Origin of the sequence: Paenibacillus ginsengarvi, from assembly GCF_003626695.1 — a bacterium.
Taxonomy (GTDB): domain Bacteria; phylum Bacillota; class Bacilli; order Paenibacillales; family NBRC-103111; genus Paenibacillus_AB; species Paenibacillus_AB ginsengarvi.
In genome coordinates, this window is the sequence record NZ_RBAH01000009.1 from 167,080 (window position 1) to 186,346 (window position 19,267).

20 protein-coding genes and 1 pseudogene are annotated in these 19,267 nt (G+C 54.7%); 8 read left to right on the forward strand and 13 right to left on the reverse strand.

From position 1 onward, the window contains the following. Positions 1-174 precede the first annotated feature (174 nt). From D7M11_RS14580 to D7M11_RS14595, 4 genes are all read left to right on the forward strand, one after another. Complete coding sequence (locus D7M11_RS14580; RefSeq protein WP_120747964.1) at positions 175-2,130, forward strand: ATP-dependent DNA helicase; 1,956 nt, start codon at positions 175-177, stop codon at positions 2,128-2,130. A gap of 97 nt (positions 2,131-2,227) precedes the next feature. Further along, a complete protein-coding gene (locus D7M11_RS14585) occupies positions 2,228-2,911 on the forward strand; it encodes an HAD family hydrolase (protein ID WP_120747965.1) in 684 nt (227 codons plus the stop codon). Positions 2,912-3,100: 189 nt separating this feature from the next. Then, entirely contained in the window at positions 3,101-3,526 is a 426-nt protein-coding gene (locus D7M11_RS14590; protein WP_120747966.1) for a hypothetical protein, read from the forward strand. After that, entirely contained in the window at positions 3,514-4,482 is a 969-nt protein-coding gene (locus D7M11_RS14595; protein ID WP_120747967.1) for a GNAT family N-acetyltransferase, read from the forward strand. The genes D7M11_RS14590 and D7M11_RS14595 overlap by 13 nt, the downstream gene beginning before the upstream one ends. Positions 4,483-4,507: 25 nt before the next feature. Here D7M11_RS14595 and gluQRS read toward each other — a convergent pair whose 3' ends face one another. The 5 genes from gluQRS to D7M11_RS14620 all read right to left on the reverse strand — a co-directional run bounded on the left by gluQRS (position 4,508) and on the right by D7M11_RS14620 (position 10,767). After that, on the reverse strand, positions 4,508-5,473 hold the full coding sequence (gluQRS, locus tag D7M11_RS14600) for a tRNA glutamyl-Q(34) synthetase GluQRS (RefSeq protein WP_193556200.1): 966 nt from the start codon (positions 5,471-5,473) through the stop codon (positions 4,508-4,510). Between the two features lie 402 nt (positions 5,474-5,875). Continuing rightward, on the reverse strand, positions 5,876-6,316 hold the full coding sequence (locus tag D7M11_RS14605) for a hypothetical protein (protein ID WP_120747969.1): 441 nt from the start codon (positions 6,314-6,316) through the stop codon (positions 5,876-5,878). Between the two features lie 65 nt (positions 6,317-6,381). Continuing rightward, positions 6,382-8,643 carry an MMPL family transporter gene (locus D7M11_RS14610; RefSeq protein WP_240041113.1) on the reverse strand — a complete coding sequence of 754 codons (2,262 nt, stop codon included), beginning with the start codon at positions 8,641-8,643 and terminating at the stop codon, positions 6,382-6,384. 70 nt (positions 8,644-8,713) lie between these two features. Further along, positions 8,714-10,090 (reverse strand): sensor histidine kinase, encoded by a 1,377-nt coding sequence (locus tag D7M11_RS14615; protein WP_120747971.1) that lies wholly within the window; start codon positions 10,088-10,090, stop codon positions 8,714-8,716. Continuing rightward, positions 10,087-10,767, reverse strand: coding sequence for a response regulator transcription factor (locus D7M11_RS14620; protein WP_120747972.1), 681 nt, complete (start codon positions 10,765-10,767; stop codon positions 10,087-10,089). Before D7M11_RS14620 ends, D7M11_RS14615 begins: the two co-directional genes overlap by 4 nt. Before the next feature lie 142 nt (positions 10,768-10,909). Here D7M11_RS14620 and D7M11_RS14625 point away from each other — a divergent pair, with 142 nt between their 5' ends. Next, on the forward strand, positions 10,910-11,662 hold the full coding sequence (locus tag D7M11_RS14625) for an endonuclease/exonuclease/phosphatase family protein (RefSeq protein ID WP_120747973.1): 753 nt from the start codon (positions 10,910-10,912) through the stop codon (positions 11,660-11,662). A 69-nt stretch (positions 11,663-11,731) separates the two neighbouring features. On the opposite strand, the gene D7M11_RS14630 is transcribed toward D7M11_RS14625, so the two are convergent. Together D7M11_RS14630 and D7M11_RS14635 are read right to left on the reverse strand one after the other, a co-directional pair. After that, a complete protein-coding gene (locus D7M11_RS14630) occupies positions 11,732-12,721 on the reverse strand; it encodes a cation diffusion facilitator family transporter (protein WP_120747974.1) in 990 nt (329 codons plus the stop codon). 249 nt (positions 12,722-12,970) lie between these two features. Further along, positions 12,971-13,369, reverse strand: a pseudogene (locus tag D7M11_RS14635) (C40 family peptidase); the annotation flags it as partial. Between the two features lie 545 nt (positions 13,370-13,914). Here D7M11_RS14635 and D7M11_RS14640 point away from each other — a divergent pair. After that, positions 13,915-14,571, forward strand: a complete 657-nt coding sequence (locus tag D7M11_RS14640) for a phosphatase PAP2 family protein (protein WP_158606605.1) — start codon at positions 13,915-13,917, stop codon at positions 14,569-14,571. A gap of 94 nt (positions 14,572-14,665) precedes the next feature. On the opposite strand, the gene D7M11_RS14645 is transcribed toward D7M11_RS14640, so the two are convergent. The 5 genes from D7M11_RS14645 to D7M11_RS14665 are packed head-to-tail and all read right to left on the reverse strand — an operon-like array spanning position 14,666 to position 16,343. Continuing rightward, positions 14,666-15,052 (reverse strand): spore germination protein GerPE, encoded by a 387-nt coding sequence (locus tag D7M11_RS14645; RefSeq protein WP_158606606.1) that lies wholly within the window; start codon positions 15,050-15,052, stop codon positions 14,666-14,668. A gap of 10 nt (positions 15,053-15,062) precedes the next feature. Continuing rightward, positions 15,063-15,242: a spore gernimation protein GerPD gene (locus D7M11_RS14650; protein WP_120747977.1), complete on the reverse strand. Its 180-nt coding sequence runs from the start codon at positions 15,240-15,242 to the stop codon at positions 15,063-15,065. Further along, positions 15,239-15,835 (reverse strand): spore germination protein GerPC, encoded by a 597-nt coding sequence (gene gerPC / locus D7M11_RS14655; RefSeq protein WP_158606607.1) that lies wholly within the window; start codon positions 15,833-15,835, stop codon positions 15,239-15,241. Before gerPC ends, D7M11_RS14650 begins: the two co-directional genes overlap by 4 nt. 53 nt (positions 15,836-15,888) lie before the next feature. After that, positions 15,889-16,104: a spore germination protein GerPB gene (locus D7M11_RS14660; protein ID WP_120747979.1), complete on the reverse strand. Its 216-nt coding sequence runs from the start codon at positions 16,102-16,104 to the stop codon at positions 15,889-15,891. Positions 16,105-16,106: 2 nt separating this feature from the next. After that, complete coding sequence (locus D7M11_RS14665; RefSeq protein ID WP_120747980.1) at positions 16,107-16,343, reverse strand: spore germination protein; 237 nt, start codon at positions 16,341-16,343, stop codon at positions 16,107-16,109. A gap of 138 nt (positions 16,344-16,481) precedes the next feature. Here D7M11_RS14665 and D7M11_RS14670 point away from each other — a divergent pair, with 138 nt between their 5' ends. Further along, positions 16,482-16,943 carry a CS domain-containing protein gene (locus D7M11_RS14670; RefSeq protein ID WP_120747981.1) on the forward strand — a complete coding sequence of 154 codons (462 nt, stop codon included), beginning with the start codon at positions 16,482-16,484 and terminating at the stop codon, positions 16,941-16,943. A 78-nt stretch (positions 16,944-17,021) separates the two neighbouring features. Here the strand turns inward: D7M11_RS14670 and D7M11_RS14675 are convergent, their stop codons facing one another. Continuing rightward, positions 17,022-17,240, reverse strand: coding sequence for a spore germination protein (locus D7M11_RS14675; RefSeq protein WP_120747982.1), 219 nt, complete (start codon positions 17,238-17,240; stop codon positions 17,022-17,024). A 258-nt stretch (positions 17,241-17,498) separates the two neighbouring features. Here D7M11_RS14675 and D7M11_RS14680 point away from each other — a divergent pair, with 258 nt between their 5' ends. After that, on the forward strand, positions 17,499-19,052 hold the full coding sequence (locus tag D7M11_RS14680; protein ID WP_120747983.1) for a leucine-rich repeat domain-containing protein: 1,554 nt from the start codon (positions 17,499-17,501) through the stop codon (positions 19,050-19,052). The last annotated feature ends 215 nt before the right edge of the window (positions 19,053-19,267 follow it).

Sequence of the window (19,267 nt, forward strand, 5' to 3'; positions counted from 1 at the left end):
GATCAAAAGCTTTTCTTAAGGTAGGGAGAAATCTTCCTGAGATTGTTCTTGCGGGCAGCAGCATCAAAGCCTTCCGTACGAACAGCAGCGGAATCCGAAAGTTGGACTGGAACAAAACCGGGTTTCGGTGTAGACTGTTCAAGTTGAAAGTACGAGAAGGAGGATGTTGCTCCCTTGAGCAGGTATCCATTTGTTTACGATCCGGCCGAGCCTTTCATGAAGCAGGCAGGCGCGTGGATCGCCGATGTATTTTATGAGGTGCTGCCGGAACACGGCTTCGAGATTCGCGACGAGCAGATTTATATGGCGTTTCAACTGGAGAAGGCGTTTCAGGAAAAGATGACTTTATTCGCCGAAGCCGGAGTGGGTACGGGCAAAACGCTCGTTTATTTGCTGTATTCGATCTGTTACGCGAGGTATACGCGCAAACCGGTCGTGATCGCGTGCGCGAACGAGTCGCTGATCGAGCAGCTTGTCAAGCCGGAGGGCGACATTGCCAAGCTGTCCCGCTGCCTCGGCCTCGATATCGACGCCAGGCTCGGCAAGTCGCCCGACCAGTACGTCTGTCTCCGAAGGCTGGACGAAGCGAGATTTCAGGATGAAGAAGCAGAGCTGTTCGAGGATTTGTACCGCGGCTTGCCAGGTTTCGTCCGTTCCCGAGAGGCTCTTCAGTCGTTTCACGCCTACGGCGACCGCAAATATTACCCGCAATTCAGCGACGGACAGTGGAGTAAAGTCAACTGGAACGCGTTCCAGGATTGCTTCGTATGCGAGAAGCGGCACCGATGCGGCATGACGCTTTCGCGGGACGCGTACCGCAAGTCGGCGGACTTGATCATCTGCTCCCACGATTTTTATATGGAGCACGTATGGACGTATGAGGCGAGAAAGCGCGAAGGCCAGCTACCGCTTCTCCCGGCACACAGCGCGGTCGTGTTCGACGAAGGGCATCTGCTCGAATATGCCGCCCAGAAAGCTTTGGCTTACAAGATCAAGCATTCGATGTTCGAGGAGCTGATTACCCGTCTGCTGGACGGGCAGGTGCGGGAATCGCTCGCAAATGCCATCGAAGAGGCGATCGCGCAGAGCGAAGCGCTGTTCCGGGCGCTGGAGCGCAATAGCACGCCGATTCCCGGCTCGGCCCGGATGAGTGTGCAGCTAGACGGCGAGCTGCTTGCGGAAGTGCAGCGGTTTCGCGCCTTGCTCAGCGCGATTGAGGAAGAGCTTGTATTCGAAAGCGGACTGTATACGCTTAGCGAGTACCATCTGCGCATTGTCGAGGAGCATATCGAGATGATGCATCGGGCGCTGCAATGGTTTCATGAGACAGGGAAGCTCATTTGCTGGACTGAGAGGAGCGAAACCGAGCTGATGCTGTCGGTCATGCCGCGAACGGTCAAGGAAGTGATGCGCGAACGTGTCTTTGCCGAGAAGATGCCGATTATTTTTTCCTCGGCGACGTTAGCGGTTGGCGGCTCGTTCCGTTATGTGGCGGATAGTCTCGGGATGGAGAAGTTTTTGTCTTTTAACGTACCTTCCCCATACGATTACGTGAACAGAATGAAAGTGGTAGTCGCGGAGCCCGAGTCCGATTCCATTTTCGCCGCCAAAATGAAGGTTGCCGCGAAGTGGCTGCAGCAGTCTGGCGGCAGGGCGCTTCTGCTGTTTCCGGCAGCGGATCAGCTCGAGCAGTTCAAACGGGCGATCGCCCGGTTTCCGGAATGCTCAGACATCCGGTTCCTGTTTGAAGGCGACGGTGAGATCAGCCATCTGATCGAATCGTTCCAGCGCGACGAATGCAGCGTGCTCGGTGCCGTCAGCCTGTGGGAAGGGCTGGACGTTCCGGGGCCGTCGCTGTCCCATGTGCTGATCTGGTCGCTGCCGTTTCCTCCGCACGATCCGGTGATGCTCGCGAGACGTCAGGATGCGGCATCCCCTTACGAAGAGGTCGAGCTGCCGTACATGCTGCTGCGATTACGGCAAGGCATAGGCCGGCTGATCCGCAGCAGCGACGATTCCGGCACGATCGTTATTTTGGACGAGAAGGTGACGGAGCAGCAGCCGCTTCGTTCGTGTATTGCCGCCCTCCTTCCGCAAGGCGTCGAATTGCAGCAATTACGGCAGGAATAATGCCGCGGCTGTGCGTCAATCGTCACAAAGCTTTCGGTTGCTCGGACTGGAACGTTTTGACATAATGGATGTGTAGCAGCTATAAGGAGATGGAGGCGTGACCCACGTGAAAGCGGTCCTGTTCGATCTGTTTGAAACGCTCATATCCGAGTTTGCGGACGGCGCCCGGAAGGTGGATCGGGCGAACCGGAACGATGCCGCGCGTCTGGGCCTGACGCACGAGGTGTACCGCAAGGAGTGGGGGGCACGCTCCGTCAAACGGAGCACGGGGGCGTTCGCCGACTACTTTGCCGCGATGCGGGACCTGCTCGGCGGACAGAACGCCGCAGTTCCGGAGCAGGTGCTGCGGGAGCTGTACGAGGAACGGGTGCTTGAGAAAAAGGCGGCGTTCGCGGACATCAGGCCGGATGTATTCGAGCTGCTGGAGAGGCTGAAGCGGGGCGGTGTCAAGCTGGCGCTGGTCAGCAATTGCACGGAGGAAGAGGTAGTAAGCTGGCCCGATTGCGGCTTGGCAGCTTACTTTGACGAAGTGCTTTTCTCCTACGAGGTCAGGCTGGCCAAGCCAGACCCGTCTATTTATAAGCTGGCGTGCGAGCGCTTGGGCGTAGCTCCTGGCGAGTGCGTCTTTATCGGTGACGGAGGTTCGGATGAACTGAACGGAGCCAAAGCCGCCGGTATTAGAGCGTATCAGGCGGTTTGGCAGCTGCCGCCGTCGATGCGCGAGCGCGATAGCGGTTACCCGCAGCTTGTAACGCCGCTCGCGGCGCTGGATGTGGTGTAGGAAACGGGCCCGTTATCTCCGGATAACGGGTATTTTGTGTAGGAGTGGAAAAATCAGGTGACAGCCGCTCGCGGAACGTGTAGACTAATTACACCTAATAGCGATACATAGCGGAGCGACTTTTTTGCTTTTCTCGCTTGGAACAAGGCTTTATCAGTAGTCAGGCTTCAAGTAAACATGGGGGTGCTTATGGATTCGTTGATCGGATTATGGTCTGTCGGCGCCTTGGAAAGCCGCGAGGCCGGGGATAATACGGCCATCGTTTTTTTGGCTGACGGCGCAGGGTGGATCGAATATTGGAAGACGAGACTGCTCGAGCTGGAAACGTTCCGCTGGAAGGCGGATGCGGCGGGCAAGCTGCAGCTTCACGGAGTCGTCTCGTATACGTGGCAAGGCGAGGAGAAGCCTTCGGAGCTGAGACTGCGGGATGTGCAAGTAGCAATCGGCAGGAGTACCGTGCAGAGCGGAGGGGAAATCGACATGATCACTTTTGACCGTCCGGTGTGGGGAAAAGAGATGCGTTTCGGGCTTGTGCGCAAGGATGCGGCTCGAGAACAGTTTCCATCGTTCGAGGAGCGGGAGGCGGAAAAGGAGCGGAGCGGATGGAGCCGTTAGGAGCGCAATTGCTCGTTCTCGGCATCCCTGTGCCTGACAGCGAGTTTGACTCGGCTGTACAATGGTATGTTGAGGTGCTGGGCTGTGAGCTCGTATGGAAAAAAGGGATCGCGCAGCTTCGTTTGCCGAGCGGACAGCTGCTGCTGCTTTTCTCGCCCGAGGACGATTCGGACAGCATCTGGTACGCTGGAAATGATATAGAGCATCCGCATTATTCGGTGCAGTTTGTTGTGAATAACGCCGCCAAGCTTCGCGAGAGGCTGATCGGGTACGGAGCGCCGGTCGGCGAGATCAGGCGGGGCGGTGGCGGCGGCTGGGATCTGATGTTTCACGATCCGTACGGCAACCGGTTTTGGGCGATCGAGGATGCAAAACCGGAAGCGCTTTCGGGGACGAGCTTCGAGCCCGGGCATCCGAAGGCAGCATTTGCCGGGGAATGTGCCGTTTCGGAACGGATCGTATTTCGTTTAACCGAGGAATCGGACTTGCCGTTCGTGCAACGCGCCGAAGCAAGCGAACACAATGTGCTTTATGTCGGCCAGTGGACCGAGCGGCAGCATAGGGACGCCATCCGCAGCCGCGATTATGCGCATCTTCTGCTCGCCGACCGATCAACTGGGGAAGCGATCGGCTATGCGATATTACACGGGCTCGAGCCCCAGCCGAGCTCGGTCCTGCTGCTGCGGCTCGTTGTAGAGCCGAAAGGCAAGGGTTACGGACGGGAGGCGCTCCGGACCCTGAAGCATATCGTGTTTAACCAGTGGAAGGCGCACCGGCTGTGGCTGGACGTCAGAACGAACAATCCTCGGGCGGAACGGCTGTATCAATCCGAAGGGTTTCGCGCGGAAGGGCTTCTGCGCGACATCGATCGGGTACAGGACTGCTACGTCTCGCTCACGGTCATGTCGATTCTGGAGGATGAGTATCGGAGGGGCTCCGGGGCATCGGAGACTTAGATCAGAGTCCCCTGGTTACGGCCGCTCAGGGCCGGGTCAGCACCCGCATCGCTTCCTCGCTGATGGTTACCGGCTCCTTAGGCACTTTCGCCAGGTCGAAGCCGCCGATCAGCTCGGCTGAGGCAATCGGTTCGGGCTTATCCGCAAGCCCGCTCCAATAAGCGAGCCACCCAACAACCTTCTCCGGCCTCACGCCGGCTTCGCGCATCGTACCGAGCATCATCGCATCGTCTCTTTTGGCTAGCCGCTTGCCGTCAGGCCCGTTCAGCAGCGGGACATGGCCGAAACGGGGCGGCTGCAAGCCGAGCGCTTCGTACAGCGCGATTTGTCTTGGCGTTGAATCGAGCAGGTCGAAACCGCGAATGACGTCCGTTACCTGCATGGCCGCATCGTCGGCCACGACGGCAAGCTGGTAGCCGTATATGCCGTCCGCGCGTTTCACGACGAAATCGCCTCCGGCATGGGCGGGAAAACGGCAATGTCCCGCAGCCATATCGTCAAAGCCAATCGGCTCCTCCGGCATCGCAAACCGAATGGAGGGCGATTTTTTCATCTCGCGGGCGCGGCGTTCCTCCTGTGTTAAATGCTTGCACGTCCCGGGATAGGCCGGCCCTTCCGAATCCAGCCCGTGCGGAGCGCTGGCGATGGCCATCAGCTCGGCGCGGCTGCAATAGCAAGGGTAGAGGCGGCGGGCGCTGCTCAGCCGCTCCATCGCTTGCTCGTACGAATGCTCGCGAAGGCTCTGAACGTAAGGAGCGTACGGACCGCCGACATCCGGGCCTTCGTCCCAGTCGAGCCCGAGCCAGCGCAGGTCGGCGGCCATTTGCTCCGCGTATGCGGGTCTGGAGCGGGGCTTGTCGATGTCTTCAATCCGCAGGATGAACCGGCCGCCGGCCGCACGCATATGCAGCCAGGCCAATAGTGCCGTTCGAGCGTTTCCGATATGGAGCCGGCCCGAAGGGGTAGGGGCGAACCGCCCGCGTCGCAACATTCGCATCACCTGGATTGGAGAATGGTATTTTGCATATAGCCGTATGTCTATTTATAGTAGCAGTCTTTTGAGCATCTTAATTTTTTTGATATTCGTATATTTGAAAAATAGGATGTTTTTAGGACTCTTATCTCGTGCTCATTTGGCCCTAAAGATGATTTAGGCAAAAATAGGAGTCTCAAAAGGCTGCTATCCCCAAGAAATCTCACAAAAAACCTGATATAAGGCGCTCCAAAGACTCTAATCGATTAGCGCAATAGAAAAAGGGGTGCTGTGAGCACCCCGGCGTGTATGACGTAATCCAGATTAGCCGCCTTAACAAACGGCAAGGGGCTTGCCTGGTTCATCTTACCATAGCGCCTGCAAACGGCGCAACTGCATGTGCCTTGCGGTTGTCCGCCTCTATAGCTTCAAGCTGACGACGAGCACAAGCGATACGATCAGCACGATAAAGCCGGCATTCGTCGCAATATACCCCGAGAGGCGAACAGTTCCGGCGGATGCTGCGTTTAACCGCGTTCGCGCTTTTTTGCCGAGTATGCCGGTCAGCACGAGAGCGAGCAGGATGATCATGCCGCCGCCTTTCTCCATCAAACTAAGCCACAGAGGCTTGTCGCTCCCGAGGCCCATCTGGATGATCATCAGTACGCCGCTGACGAGAACGACAACCGCTCCGGGATGCGCGAACAGGCCGAACGTGCGAATGATCCGATTAGCGAGCAACCGGGACGCGCCCTCGCCTAGCTGCTTTTTCATCATCACCAGCATGACGACGACGGCAAGCAGCGCTCCCAACCATATCATGAGACCGGTAAGATGCAGAAACAAGTACACTCCGAACATAGGAATACCTCCTGATTGCTATTCGTATTTAAGTTCACTTCCGAAAGCCCGCTGTCCTCACATCATCAAGCATTTGGTTTGGAGCTTCCTGCAGACAGGGTTTCATTCCCCGCTACACCGGAGAACGGACCGACGCTTCGGTCGCTGCCGCGTCTGCCAATCCAGATAAGCAGCGCAGGCAGCAGCATGCCTCTGACGAGAAACGTATCCATCAAAATGCCGATCGCCATAATCGCTCCGAACAAGTACAGCTCCTGCAGCGGCTGCGTAATAAGGACGCAGAACGTAGCAGCGAGGATAATGCCTGCGGAAGAGATGACACCTCCGGTCATGGCCACTCCCCGGCTAACCGCTTCTTTCCATTCCCGCTTCCGCGCTTCCTCGCGAATCCGCGACACTAGCATAATGTTGTAGTCGACCCCGAGCGCGATGAGGAAGACGAACGAATAGACGGGCATCCGGTAACTGATCGATTCGAAGCCGAGCACGTAATGGAATAGCAGCCAGCCGATACCGAGCGTGGCTGTATACGAGAGCAGCATCGTGGTGAGCATCGTAAAGGCAATCACGACGGAACGCGCCTGAAACGCAAGCATAACGCCGATGAACAGGGAGATTAGCGTAAAGCTGACGATCGTATCCCGCTGATTCATCGCTCTCACATCGACCTGGTCGGCCGTTTGACCGGCATAATGGAGCGTGATGGCCCCCGGGTCGAAGCCGGCTTCACGAAGCAGCTTCTCGCTGTTTTCGCGCCACTGGCTAACGGCATCCAGCGAGGACGCATCGTAAGGATTGTTTTGCAGCGTGATTTGCAGCTTGATCGCCCGTTTCGACTCCGCCAGGAAGTTTCGCGGTACAACCGCGTTTGACCCCGTCAACTGGCTCGTTACGGCCGGAGATACCGACTGCACGCCTTCTTCCTGCTTCAGCAAATCGGTCAGCCGAACCAGCTTTTCCGTAAAGGCGGCATCCAGATTAATGTCTTTATTCGATTGAAGAATAACAGATACGGGAGCGAGCTGGCCTGGCGGAAAGCTTTGCTCGAGCAGCTCGAAGCCGCGTCGGGACGAAATATCCTCCGGGAACGACTTCATCAGATTATACGAGTAGTTCATCGAAAATACGTTTAGCGAGCCGAGCACGAGCAGCAGCAGCAAGGCGGTTGCCGGAACGCCAGGCTTCCTCGAAACGAACGAACCGATGCGGGTCCACATTCCGGTAGGTTTCACGGCTTCGTCGAGTAGTTTCGGTACAAACGGCCAAAACACATTCCGGCCGAGTAAAGCGAACAGCGCGGGAATCAAAGTCAAGCCGCCGAGAAGAATGACAACCATCGCCACGGAAAATACCGGGGCAAAATGGTGATAAGGCTTGAAGACGGTAGCGAACAGCGTCAGCATCGCCACAAGCACGGTCCCGCCGCTGAACAGAATCGGCTCGGCCACTTGGGATAAGGCTGCGCGCATGGCGTCGTACTTGGAGCCGTTCTTCTTGAGCTCTTCGCGGAAACGGGCCAACACGAACAGACAGTAGTCGGTCAGTACGGCGAAAAGCAGAATCATCATGATCGAGAGCGCCTGTTTGTCGACGACAAACCAGCCGTTCTTGGCCGCAAGTCCGAGAAAGCGATCGGTCGCCTGATAGACGATTCCCGAGATGAGCAGCGGGATAACGGCCAGCAGCGGGGAACGGTAGATGACGATCAGAATGACGAGGATCAGGCCGATCGTGGCGAACATCAGCACGAAGTCGGCGTTTTTGAACAGCGTAATCGTATCCGCAGCGATACCGGCCGGACCGGTAATTTCGAGCTGCACGCGGCCGCCGCTATGCTCATCCGCATAGTCCCGTATTTGCTTCAGCGTGTCGTACACTTGATCGGACGGCAAATTTTTGTCCAATGCGGCGTTTATAATTAGCGTAGTACCATCACTGGATATCATCTGGTCCTGCACCTGCTTTGGAAGCTGATGGAAGGGAAGGACGCTTGCGACGTGCTCCGGCTTCCGGTCCGACGCCAGCCACTGGCTAATGTCCGAGACGACGGTCCGGTTTTGCGCCGTGAACGAGTCCGTAGTGTGAAAGACGAGCAGCGCCGTCAAGCCGTCCTTGGACGGAAACTGCTCGTTCATGATCTGCTGAGCGATGGCGGAAGGCGTGTCCTCGTGTATGCTGCCTTCTCCGCTGCTTGTCGCGTATGGTTTCGAGCCCGGTGCGATGCCGCTCAGCAGAACGATGGCGAGCAGCCACACGACGATGACCGTGATGGCGCCCTTTCGGCTGCTGACCGCGCGGGCCAGTTTTTGCAGAGGATGTTTCGACATCTTCATAACCTCCTGTCCTGATTCTGCTATGATTGTAGGACAGGAATATGAATGGACGATGAACGGAGTATTACAGTTGGGGGAGTTTTACGGTAAAAATCGTGTCCTTGCCGGGCGCGCTGCTCGCCTCGATCGTGCCGCCATGCAGCTCGACGATTTTGCGGACAATGGCGAGACCTAACCCGCTGCCTGCTTTTGTGCGGCTCCTGGACTTGTCCGCCTTGTAGAACCGATCGAAAATATGGGGCAGCTCCTCGGCCGAAATTCCCGGTCCCGTATCGCGGACGGTGACGACGATACCGTCGTCCGAGGTGATCGATACGGCAATGCAATCGCCGGGCTTGCAAAATTTGATGCTGTTCGTGATCAGGTTGAACCAGACCTGATACAGCAGATCCGCATCCCCGGAAATGACGATTTCCGGAAGCTCCGGCTCGATAAACAGCTGCTTCTCCGACCATTCCCATTCAGTCACGATCAGAACTTGCCGGATCTGCTCGTCCAGCCGGTATGATGCGCGTTTGACCTCTCCCGTTTCTTTGTCGAGCGCGGCCAGGGTGAGCAGCTGTTTGCTTAGCGAAGACAATCGCGTGCTTTCGTCCGCGATGATGCGAAGATACCGTTCTTGCTCCTCCGGGCTCGCCTGTCGGTCAAGTATCGACTGCGCAAAGCCCCGGATCGATGTCAAGGGAGATTGGATTTCATGCGACACATTGGCGACGAATTCCTGCCGCATCGCGTCAAGCCGCTTTAACGCTTGGGCCATATGGGTAAAGTGCCGGGCCAGATTGCCGATCTCGTCCTTTCTCGTTACGTCCAGTTCGATGTCGTATTGCCCGCCGACGATCCGGTTTGTAGCCTCCGTCAGCTGCTTGACCGGCCTTACGATATACCGGGATAATATGACGATGAAGACGAGACTGAAAAGGAAAGTAGCAGAAAGCAAGACCGCGACTAAAACGCGTACTTCTCCAATTTGCTGTTCGAGATTCGGCCGAATAAACCACGCCTGCGTTTCACCTTGAACGCGTACGGGCAAACCGACGCTGTTACGGATGCTGTTCTCGAAAAATCCGGTTACTGTGAGCAGATGCCGTTCCTGCATCATTCCGTTATAAATGCCGCCGTTTAAAACCGCACGAATCGAAGCGTCATCGATTTTCCGATGTTTGAAAGGAGCGCCGTACGATACGCCGTTCTCCGACCCGTTTACAACATAAATCTGAAATCCCATTTCCGCGACTCCGCTTAAATACGCGTTCGCATCCGCCCCCGGCGTCTGCTCGTACAGCCGCTTGAATTCCGTTGCAATATGGATCATTTTTTGGTCGTTAAAGTCACGCAGCTTCGTCAAGTAATAAACGTTTGTGACGAGCAGGCCGAGAATAGCGCTCGCAACGGCGATCCCGATAAAGGTGAGGACGATTCGAAAATATAACGTTCTCATGAGCCGCGCACCTCGAGTTTGTAGCCGAGACCTCTGACCGTTGTCAGAACGAAGTCGCCGGTCCGGTCCTGAAATCGCTCGCGCAGCCGTTTGATATGGACGTCGATCGTTCTGCTGTCGCCTTCGAAGTCAGCGCCCCAGATGAGCCGAAGCAGCTGCTCTCTTGTAAAAATGCGGCCCGGATGGCCGGCCAGCTGCGCCAGCAGCTCGAATTCCTTGAGCGGAATGACGAGCGGTTCGCCGCCGATCCGCACCTCATAGCTTTTCCGGTCAATAACCGTATCGTTTAGGCGGATTTCCTCGGCCGATACGATCTGGTAGCGCCGCAGCAGCGCCCGGATGCGGAACAGCAGCTCCTTCGGCTCGAACGGCTTGACCAGATAGTCGTCCGTCCCCGACGAATAGCCATTTTCCTTATCGATTAACTCGCCCTTAGCCGTCAGCAGGATGACGGGGATATCGTAATGGCGCCGAATATCGCGGCACAGCTCCAGCCCGTCCATACCGGGCATCATGATATCGACCACGGCGAGATGAATCTGTTCCTTCTCCATCAGCCGTGTTGCTGCAATTCCGTCCTCCGCTTCGAAGACAGCATAACCTTCCTGATGGAATAAAAACCGAAGCAATTCCCGGATATGGGGATCATCGTCCGCTACAAGCAGTTGAATTTTCACGATTGAGCACATCCTCGATTTAAGGTTGATCGGCACTATCATAACAAATATGGATGCCGTTTGCCGAAAAAAGCAGGAAATGTCCGTCAATCTGCGAATACATGTATCCAGACTAATCGAGTATCCAGGCGGGAGGATGAAGATGACTGCTTTCAAAATCATGAGCTACAACATTCATTCCGGAATCGGTATGGACGGTGTATTCGATATGGATCGGATCGCCGGCGTGATCCGGCAAGCGGGGGCGGATATGATTGGGCTTCAGGAGGCGGATGTGCACTGGGGGCCGCGAAGCCGATTCGGACATACGGTGGAGGAGCTTGCGCAAGCGCTCGGGATGTTTTATTATACTGCTCCTGTTTACGATCTTCCGCCGCAGCGGGAGGGGGAGCCAAACCGTCAATTTGGCGTTGCCGTCTTGAGCCGCTTTCCGATCGTTCGTGCCGCGAACCATCGCTTGACCCGGCTTTCGACTCAGGATCGTGAAGCGCCCCCGACCCCGATGCCGGGTTTTGCCGAAACGGTGCTGGATGTGGACGGTACGGCTGTGACGGTGTATGTGACCCATCTCGATTATCGCCCCAATCCGGCTCTGCGGCAGCTTCAAGTGACGGAGATGCTGGATATCGTGGGCGAAAGCTCGGGTAAGCTGCTGCTTGGCGACTTCAATGCCGGGCCGGAAGCGCCGGAGCTAGAGCGGCTGTTCGAACGGTTCGGCGACACGTGGTCCATAAGGGGGAGCGACCCGGGGCTTTCGTTTCCAGCAGATGAGCCGCGCAGCAAAATTGACTACATACTGGCCGGGGACGGGCTGCGAGTGAAGGAAACAAGCGTCATCGAGTCGCTGGCATCCGATCACAGACCGATCGTAGCCTCAATCAGGCTTGAGTTATGACTTGACTTGTATGAGCGGCAAAAAAAAGAAGCCGGTTTCGAGAGAACCAGCTTTTTTTTCGTACCTACATTACACTTGCTGAACTGCGGGATTCCAATCGATGACGCCGTTATCCTCAATGATGCCGAGCGTTACGTCGGCGATATCCGGATCAGCGAGCAGCTTGTCCCGAACGCGGAACTTGATGTCGTCCGCGACAGCGAGCGTAAGGCCCTTGCGCAGCTCGATGTACCCTTCCACGTGATAAAACCGGCCTTCCTGAATGATCCTCATTTTGTTAATATCCGTTACGTCCGGATCGGACAAAATAATATCGGCGATTTTGCGCTCGACATCAAGCGGTGCAGCGACACCGATCAAACCGACCATATTGTCGTAGCCGACCCGGAACGCGACGCCGATCATAAGCAAACCGATCAGAATCGTCGTGACGCCGTCCAGTATCGCGAAGTTGCTGAAGGACGTTACGACAACGGCGATCATGGCAAGCAGAGCGCCGGTCGTTGCGACCAAATCTTCGTAAAAAACGAGTCTTGTCGGCGGAGCGGCCCGTTTGACGTTTTGAAAAGCGGCTCTCACGAGGCCCGCGCCTTTCGTTGTTGCGCGAGTTTCGCGGACGATTTCCTTCATTGCCTTTATGAGAACGTACCCATCGATCGCAAGCGAGATGAGGAGCACGACGAAGTTCAGCCAAAAACCGTGGGAGACGGTAGGGTGCTGAATCAGATGCACGCCTTCTTTGATTGTTTCATAGGCCATGATCGATACGACGATAACGGCGACCATACAAAAGATGTTGATGAGACGTCCGAAGCCGGTCGGAAACCGTTTTGTCGGCTCCCGCTCGGACAGGATGCTGCCTACATACACGAAGCCTTGATTGACGGCGTCGGCGATGGAGTGCATGGTCGAGGCGAACATAGTGCCGCTGCCTGTTACGAATGCGGCAATTCCTTTGATGATGGCGATGCCGATATTGCCGATCGCGGCCGCGCCGGATGAGGCGTTTCCTTTCTTGAGCAAGCTGGATAAGGATGATGAATGACCGTCGGTTTCCATTAGTAAACCAATTCCTCCTAATAGGATCGAATAATTTCAGTCCAACTTGGCAGGTTGACGATAGAAGCCGGCTTCTGCTTATAAGTTTTTCTGATACTGTTATATACGTGCGGAAGCGAACGTAGTTTCGATTTTTGCCTAAAAATTGCCGGTTTGAAGAGCTTCCTTTCTGTCTATACCATTATGGCAACAATCGCATCATCTTATTTACAAAAAAAAGAACCCGGATTTCTCCAGGTTCCTCAAGGCTTACTGCTTGATGACGCGGCGTGCTGTCGTGTAATGCTCGTCCCACCAGCCGGAGTTCAGATCGTTGATCGTAACGCCTGGCTCGCCGTACGTGTGCAAAATCTTACCGTTGCCGATATAAAGCGCTACGTGATGAACCGGGGAGTAGAAGAACACAAGATCGCCCGGCTTCAGCTCGCTGCGCGGCACATACGTCCCGAACGTAGATTGCTCCTTCGACGATCGCGGAATCGAGATTCCCGCCTGTTCGAACAAATATTGCGTGAAAGAAGAGCAGTCAAACGACTTGGTATTGCCGGATTTGGAGCCGAATTTGTACGGGGTGCCCATAAACGTTTTGCCCTTCGCAATAATGTCGCTGGCTGCCGATGAGCCTGCCGAAGGCTTCGAATCGCCTCCGGTGTTCGATCCCGAACCGGTATCCGAATCCGATCCGGAATTCGAGCCGCCCGCATTGCCGGAGCCGTTATTCCCGCCATGATTACCATTGTTATCGTTGCCGCCTTGATTCCAATCTTGGTTCCAGTCCGGATTCCAGTTCTGGTTCCAATCCTGATTCAAGAAATTGTTCAAATCGGTCCAGTTTGCCGCTGTGTCGTAACGGGATGCCGTTTCCGCGTGAGCCGAAGTTGTCCCCAGTGCAAGACTGCCTGAAAACAGCATCGCGAAGCTTAATCCGAATGTTATATATGCTCGTCCAAAACGTTTGTTGTTAGTTGTCATGATAAGTTGTCCTCCTCGAATGTAATATTCTCGGTGTCGCTTGATACAAGCGTAACACAAAAAAAATTAACATGATTTGGCGCTGGCCCGGCGAATGCTTGTGCTCCGCTGCGTTCGGTGCTATTATGAGAATTTCATTAGAAATGGGCGGCATACTGATCTTGACACCTTGAGCATCGCGCCCATACTGCGATTGCTGAATGAAGGAGCCATTACCGACTATGTTCATCAAACGCTGGATCACAAGGTTCACGCTCGCCCTGGCGGCCAGTTTTTTGTGCGCTGCGGGCTTCGGCGTCATCGCCATGCTGATCGGCAGCGGAGTGATCAACGGATGGGATCGCGCCGTCATTGCAGCCGTACAAGGGACGGAGTCGCCCGGTTTGACGGCGGTTATGAAGCTGCTTAGCCTGATCGGCGAAAAAGTGCCGGTCGCCTTGATTACAGCCGCTGCGGGCCTGTTCCTGTTTACCGTTCTTGGACACCGCAAGGAGCTGCTGCTGCTCGCCATATCGGTCGGCGGGGCGGGTGCGCTGAATGTTTTGCTAAAACTGCTCTTTCAGCGGGCTCGTCCGACGATATACCGGCTTGCCGACGCACCGGGTTATAGCTTTCCGAGCGGCCATTCGATGGCGGCGTTTTGCTTGTATGCGACAATCGCCTATTTGCTGTGGCGGCATATTCCCCATAAAGCCGGCCGTGCCCTGCTCATCGCCGTCAGCACGTTGTTTATAGCGGCAATCGGATACAGCCGGATTTATTTGGGGGTGCATTATCCGAGCGATGTCGTCGGCGGCTATTTGGCCAGTGGCTGCTGGCTGTTCGGTTTGATATGGGCGTACTCCGGCTTCGGTAAAAATCTCCGAAGTGACCCATAGAGCGAATCGGTACTTCTAATTGCACACTGGCTTGAAAAAACAAAAAAAAGCTTGATTGCTCAAGCTTTTTTTTGTTTTTTTTATTTTATAGTAGTTAAGTCAGCCGCGCCTCGCCAGGGCGGTGAACGAGCTGCCGGATATGTTTGAGCCGGTTAACGCAGCGAATACGCTCATTGCTGCCGACCTGCATAATGGCCGAGGAGGAGAAGGCGAGTATATCCACTTCGTCAACGGCGATGTACGGATTGCGATTCATAACCTGCATATGGACCTCATTCGTACAGGACGGAACGGGAATAGGTCTTCGGAAAATAGGGAAGGCCGACAGGGCGCCTTCGTTTCCGTTATAAATGCTGTATTGCCGCTGTACGGCGAGAGCTTGTGCGGTCGGTACAATTTCCACGCAATCGCCGAGCAGACAGATCGAAGCGAGACCGATATCGTTTATGTCGATTCGCCGGACGGCCGATATTCGTACCAATCCCGTCACCTCATCTCTCTGCGGTCAGCGGAACGAGCGGGCCGATAATAAGCGACTCCGGAGGCGTATCGAATATCGAGGAGAGTGAAATTTCGTTCGTATCTCCGACTAGCAGTACCGAAGAGCTGGCTACTCCCGTAACGCGGATTACGCCTACGCACAATTGTTTGTTTTCTACGTAAAAGTTCATGTATCGACCTCCGATTGTTGTCTTTTTTGTTCCAAATGCCTCTCGATGGCGACCGTAATATCCGATTTGATTTTGTTTATGATGAGGGGTGATTTGTCTCCGCCTGAGGAAGCATCGTCCGATATCGTTTGTGTGTAGTAAGAGATGCGGCCGTCAACCTGATTTTTCATATCTTGTATCATCACATCCGCATATGTATCGCCAAGTGTAAGACGCTTGCTGGCTTGCAGTTCCCTGATGAGCCGCGGACATTCATCGTCCAGAAACGAATCGATCGCAATACGTACAGGGGATCGCATATCCGTCTTGGCATCCGTCATCTGCAGAGACTGGCCGCCTACCGATAAATCTTCGATCGATTTACTGAGATCCGGGGAAATGCCGATATGAAGCGTTCCGTCCAGCTTTTCGATTTTGAGCTGATCGAATTTGTACTCGATTTTTTCCACTGTCACTCCACGCTGTTTTTTTAGCGCTTCGAGCTCCTGCTGCAGCTGGCCGACCCGCCTCTCTAACTCCTGGACTTTCTGCGCTTGTGCGTTCAAATAGGCGTTCAACTGCTGGAAATAGGACGGAGGCGGCAGCGGAATCATGTGGGAACTCCCCTTTCTATCGGGATCGGTCTGCATGTAAGTGTTTAGGTACTTTATGTAGGGGAGGGCAGCGGAACGAGCGACTCGGCGCCTACCTCTCCAGTACTGGCTGTAACAGCCGGGGCGGGACCGGAGAAGCCGCCGGTATTGTACAGATTGGATAGTCCCTTGATCATTCCGGCGCTGCCGATTTGAAGCACCGAGGAATTGGAAACCGCCTCGACTCGCAACTGATGAATCACGATGCTCTGATGCACGATCAGATTCATAGCTACAGAACACCCGCCCCGTTCGCTGAGATCGCATTCGTATCGGCGACATCCGCGTCAAACGTATTGGTGCTGTTTATGGCGTTATACGTATGAACCGCATCTCCCGTATTAAATGAGCCCGCGCCCGCGAACGTTTTCGATGTGCTTTGGGGCGCCAATTGAATCGAATCGCCAATATGGAAAATCGAACTGGGGCCTACGTTGAGCACTTTGACGATCCCGACGATGGCAGGCATTATGCACACATCCTTGCTCTAAATGTCGTTATTCCCATTGTATGTGTGCAGCCAGGCGGGTATGATACCGAATCACCGGCGCCTTATCATGCCGCGCGCTTCCTGGGCATATACTGGTGCGTAGAAGGAGTGGGGTGCATGGACGATATTCGCAAAGATTTTATGTCCAATTTCGATTGGAAAAGCTTCGAGCAGTTTTTTGGAGGCAAATTCCCGCTGGCGCAAAGCGAGTTGAACAAAAATACGGCCTGGGTGGATCAGGTCGTCAAGGACGTCATGACGAAAGCGTTTCCTCAGGTCGACGCCTCGAAGCTAGGTGCATTATATCAAACGGAAGTGTTCGAAACTCATAACAATGTGATCGTCAAAATCCATATCCCGGACCAGGAGCAGGCACGCAGCATCAGCGTGTTCACGGCAATGAATCACGTCAAGCTGGACGGAGGGGACAGCGGCAAAAAACAGACGATCCGGCTGTCTTCGCCGGTTGTTCCGGAAAGCTGCAAAGCGGTGTACAAAGGCGGAGTGATGCAGCTGCATATGAAAAAGTGGAAAAGGAAAAAACCGCCGCATGAAGTGTACGTCCGTTTTCTCGATTAACGGCAAGAAACCCTGATGCCGGCGCATCAGGGTTTCTTGTCTCAGTCGAGCGCACACGGCGGATCGCGTCAGGGCGGGTTATCCCCGCAGCACTGAGATGGAGTCGACCAGATCGGGATCGGAAGTGATCGTAAAGCTCAGCAGCGAGATCGCCGTCGAAAAATCGCCGACATTGCCTCCCCCTGAGCCGGAATAGGTTTTGCTGGAGCTGTTCGGCGATATTTGCAGCACATCGCCAAATGTGACTGCTCCATCGGCGCCTGTAATTTTGATCGGGGCGAATATAATCGCTGGCATCCGGTATACCTCCTCGAAGAAAAATGGAGTCTGAGTTACAATCCTATGCGGCTTCAGGCTCCGACATGCCCCAGTTCGGGAAAAATACGCAAAATTTAACGCCGCCGGAAATGAAATGGGTACAAAGACCGCTGTCCAAACAGGCAGCAGAATTTATATATTTATAATACATAATACGATCAAGCGCCGAAGGAATTGATGAGGGCACTGATTTATTGAATACGGAGCTGAGGCAAGCTTCAAGGGGGACGGGGCGCAATGAGAAAATCGATACAAGAGATCATAGATAAACTGCGGGAAGAGCTTCCCGAGTTGGCCGAATCGCTTAACCCGCCTGTGACGGAAGCCGAGCTTCGCCTGGCGGAGGAAGAACTGGGTTTTGCTCTGCCTGCGGAGCTGAGGGAGCTGTATCAGATCCATAATGGAGAAAAAGAAGAGGGGACAGGCTTCTTTTTTGGGATGCCGTTTCTCTCGCTGAGCGAAATGTTGTCCGAGTGGAACGTATGGGCCGAGCTGGAGGAAGGCTACGCGGTGGAAAGCGGTCATCATTCCGTACCGGCCGGGTGGATCAAAGAAAGGTACATCAACCGGTATTGGCTGCCGATCAGCAAAGATTGGGGCGGTAATAACATCGGCGTCGACCTGGACCCGGACGCAAACGGTGTAAAGGGACAGGTGATCAATTTCGGCCGAGATGAAGAGATTAAGTATGTGATCGCCCGTAACCTCACTTGTTTTCTGCAATTTATCCGGGATACCGCGAAAGCCGGCAGTTACAACATCGTGCAAGAGGAAGAATACCGTACATGGAGCTTAGGCCGCGACGGGGCCGTTCACTTCCTGGATGCCATCCGTAATCTGGAGCTTCCCGTGCTTGAGGCGAGACAGGCACAGCCAGGTGCTGCAGACGTGCAGATATGGTATGAAGGATTGGATGACGAATGGCGGCAGCGGATCGAATCGGCTTTTGGTTCGCCGGAACGATTTGTACGGGCGAAGCAGCTTCGTTTTATACGCGAGGGGCTGACGCATATAACTCCGCTCGAACGATGCGAAGACGTTCGCGAGTTGGTTCTGAGCGCGAATGAGATTCGTTCCATCGAAGCTTTGAGCGGCTGCAAGCAGCTGAAGCAGCTGTATCTCGGGAAAAATCCGGTGACGGACCTTAGTCCGCTGCAGCATCTCGAGCATTTGCAGGAGCTGATTATTACCGGGACGACCGTTACCGACCTGTCGCCTCTTAGCGCACTTCCCAAATTAAAGGAACTGGACGCTCAGCAAACGCCGGTCCGCGATCTTTCACCGTTAAAACCGATCAAAAGCCTGCGCACTCTGAAAATTTCGAAGCCGGATGCCAAGCAGCTTCGCAGCTTAGCGGAGCTGAATCAGCTTCGGGAGCTGACGATTTCCGGTCTGGACAGCGTGACCGAAGCGGAATTGGCCGCGATCGGGAAGCTTGTCCATTTGCGCAAGGTGGAGCTGGAGGGCGTCTCGCTTTCCAATCTGGAGTTTTTGAAGGGCTGCGTCAAGCTTGAGGAATTGGAGATGAACGACACTGCGGTCCGGGATATGTCGGCCGTGGCTGGGCTGGAGCACCTACACACCCTTAAGATGAGCGGTTGTCCCGATGTCGGCAACTTGGAACAAGTAGCCCGCTCGGCGTCGCTGAACAAAATGATGGTATCGTTCCAGCAGTTTATGCTGCTGAAGGACCGTTTTGACCGAATGATCGATTTCTCCACGATGAGCGGAACCATGACGGACGAGGAGAGCGACATCTGGCATGAGTATGTGGATCGCGCCAGAAGGTAGAAGACAATTGAAGCTGCAAGAAAGACCTCTGCCGGGCTGCTTTGTAACAGCACCGGCAGAGGTCTTGGATGTTTATTTGGTCACCTGCATAAAAAAAGCTCCCTGCGAATGAGGGGAAGCAGCTATATTTGTATTGAAATTTGTAAATAATCATGATATAATGCCGGATAGAATTTATGTAAACATTTCCTTCATCAAAATTACATTACCATAAT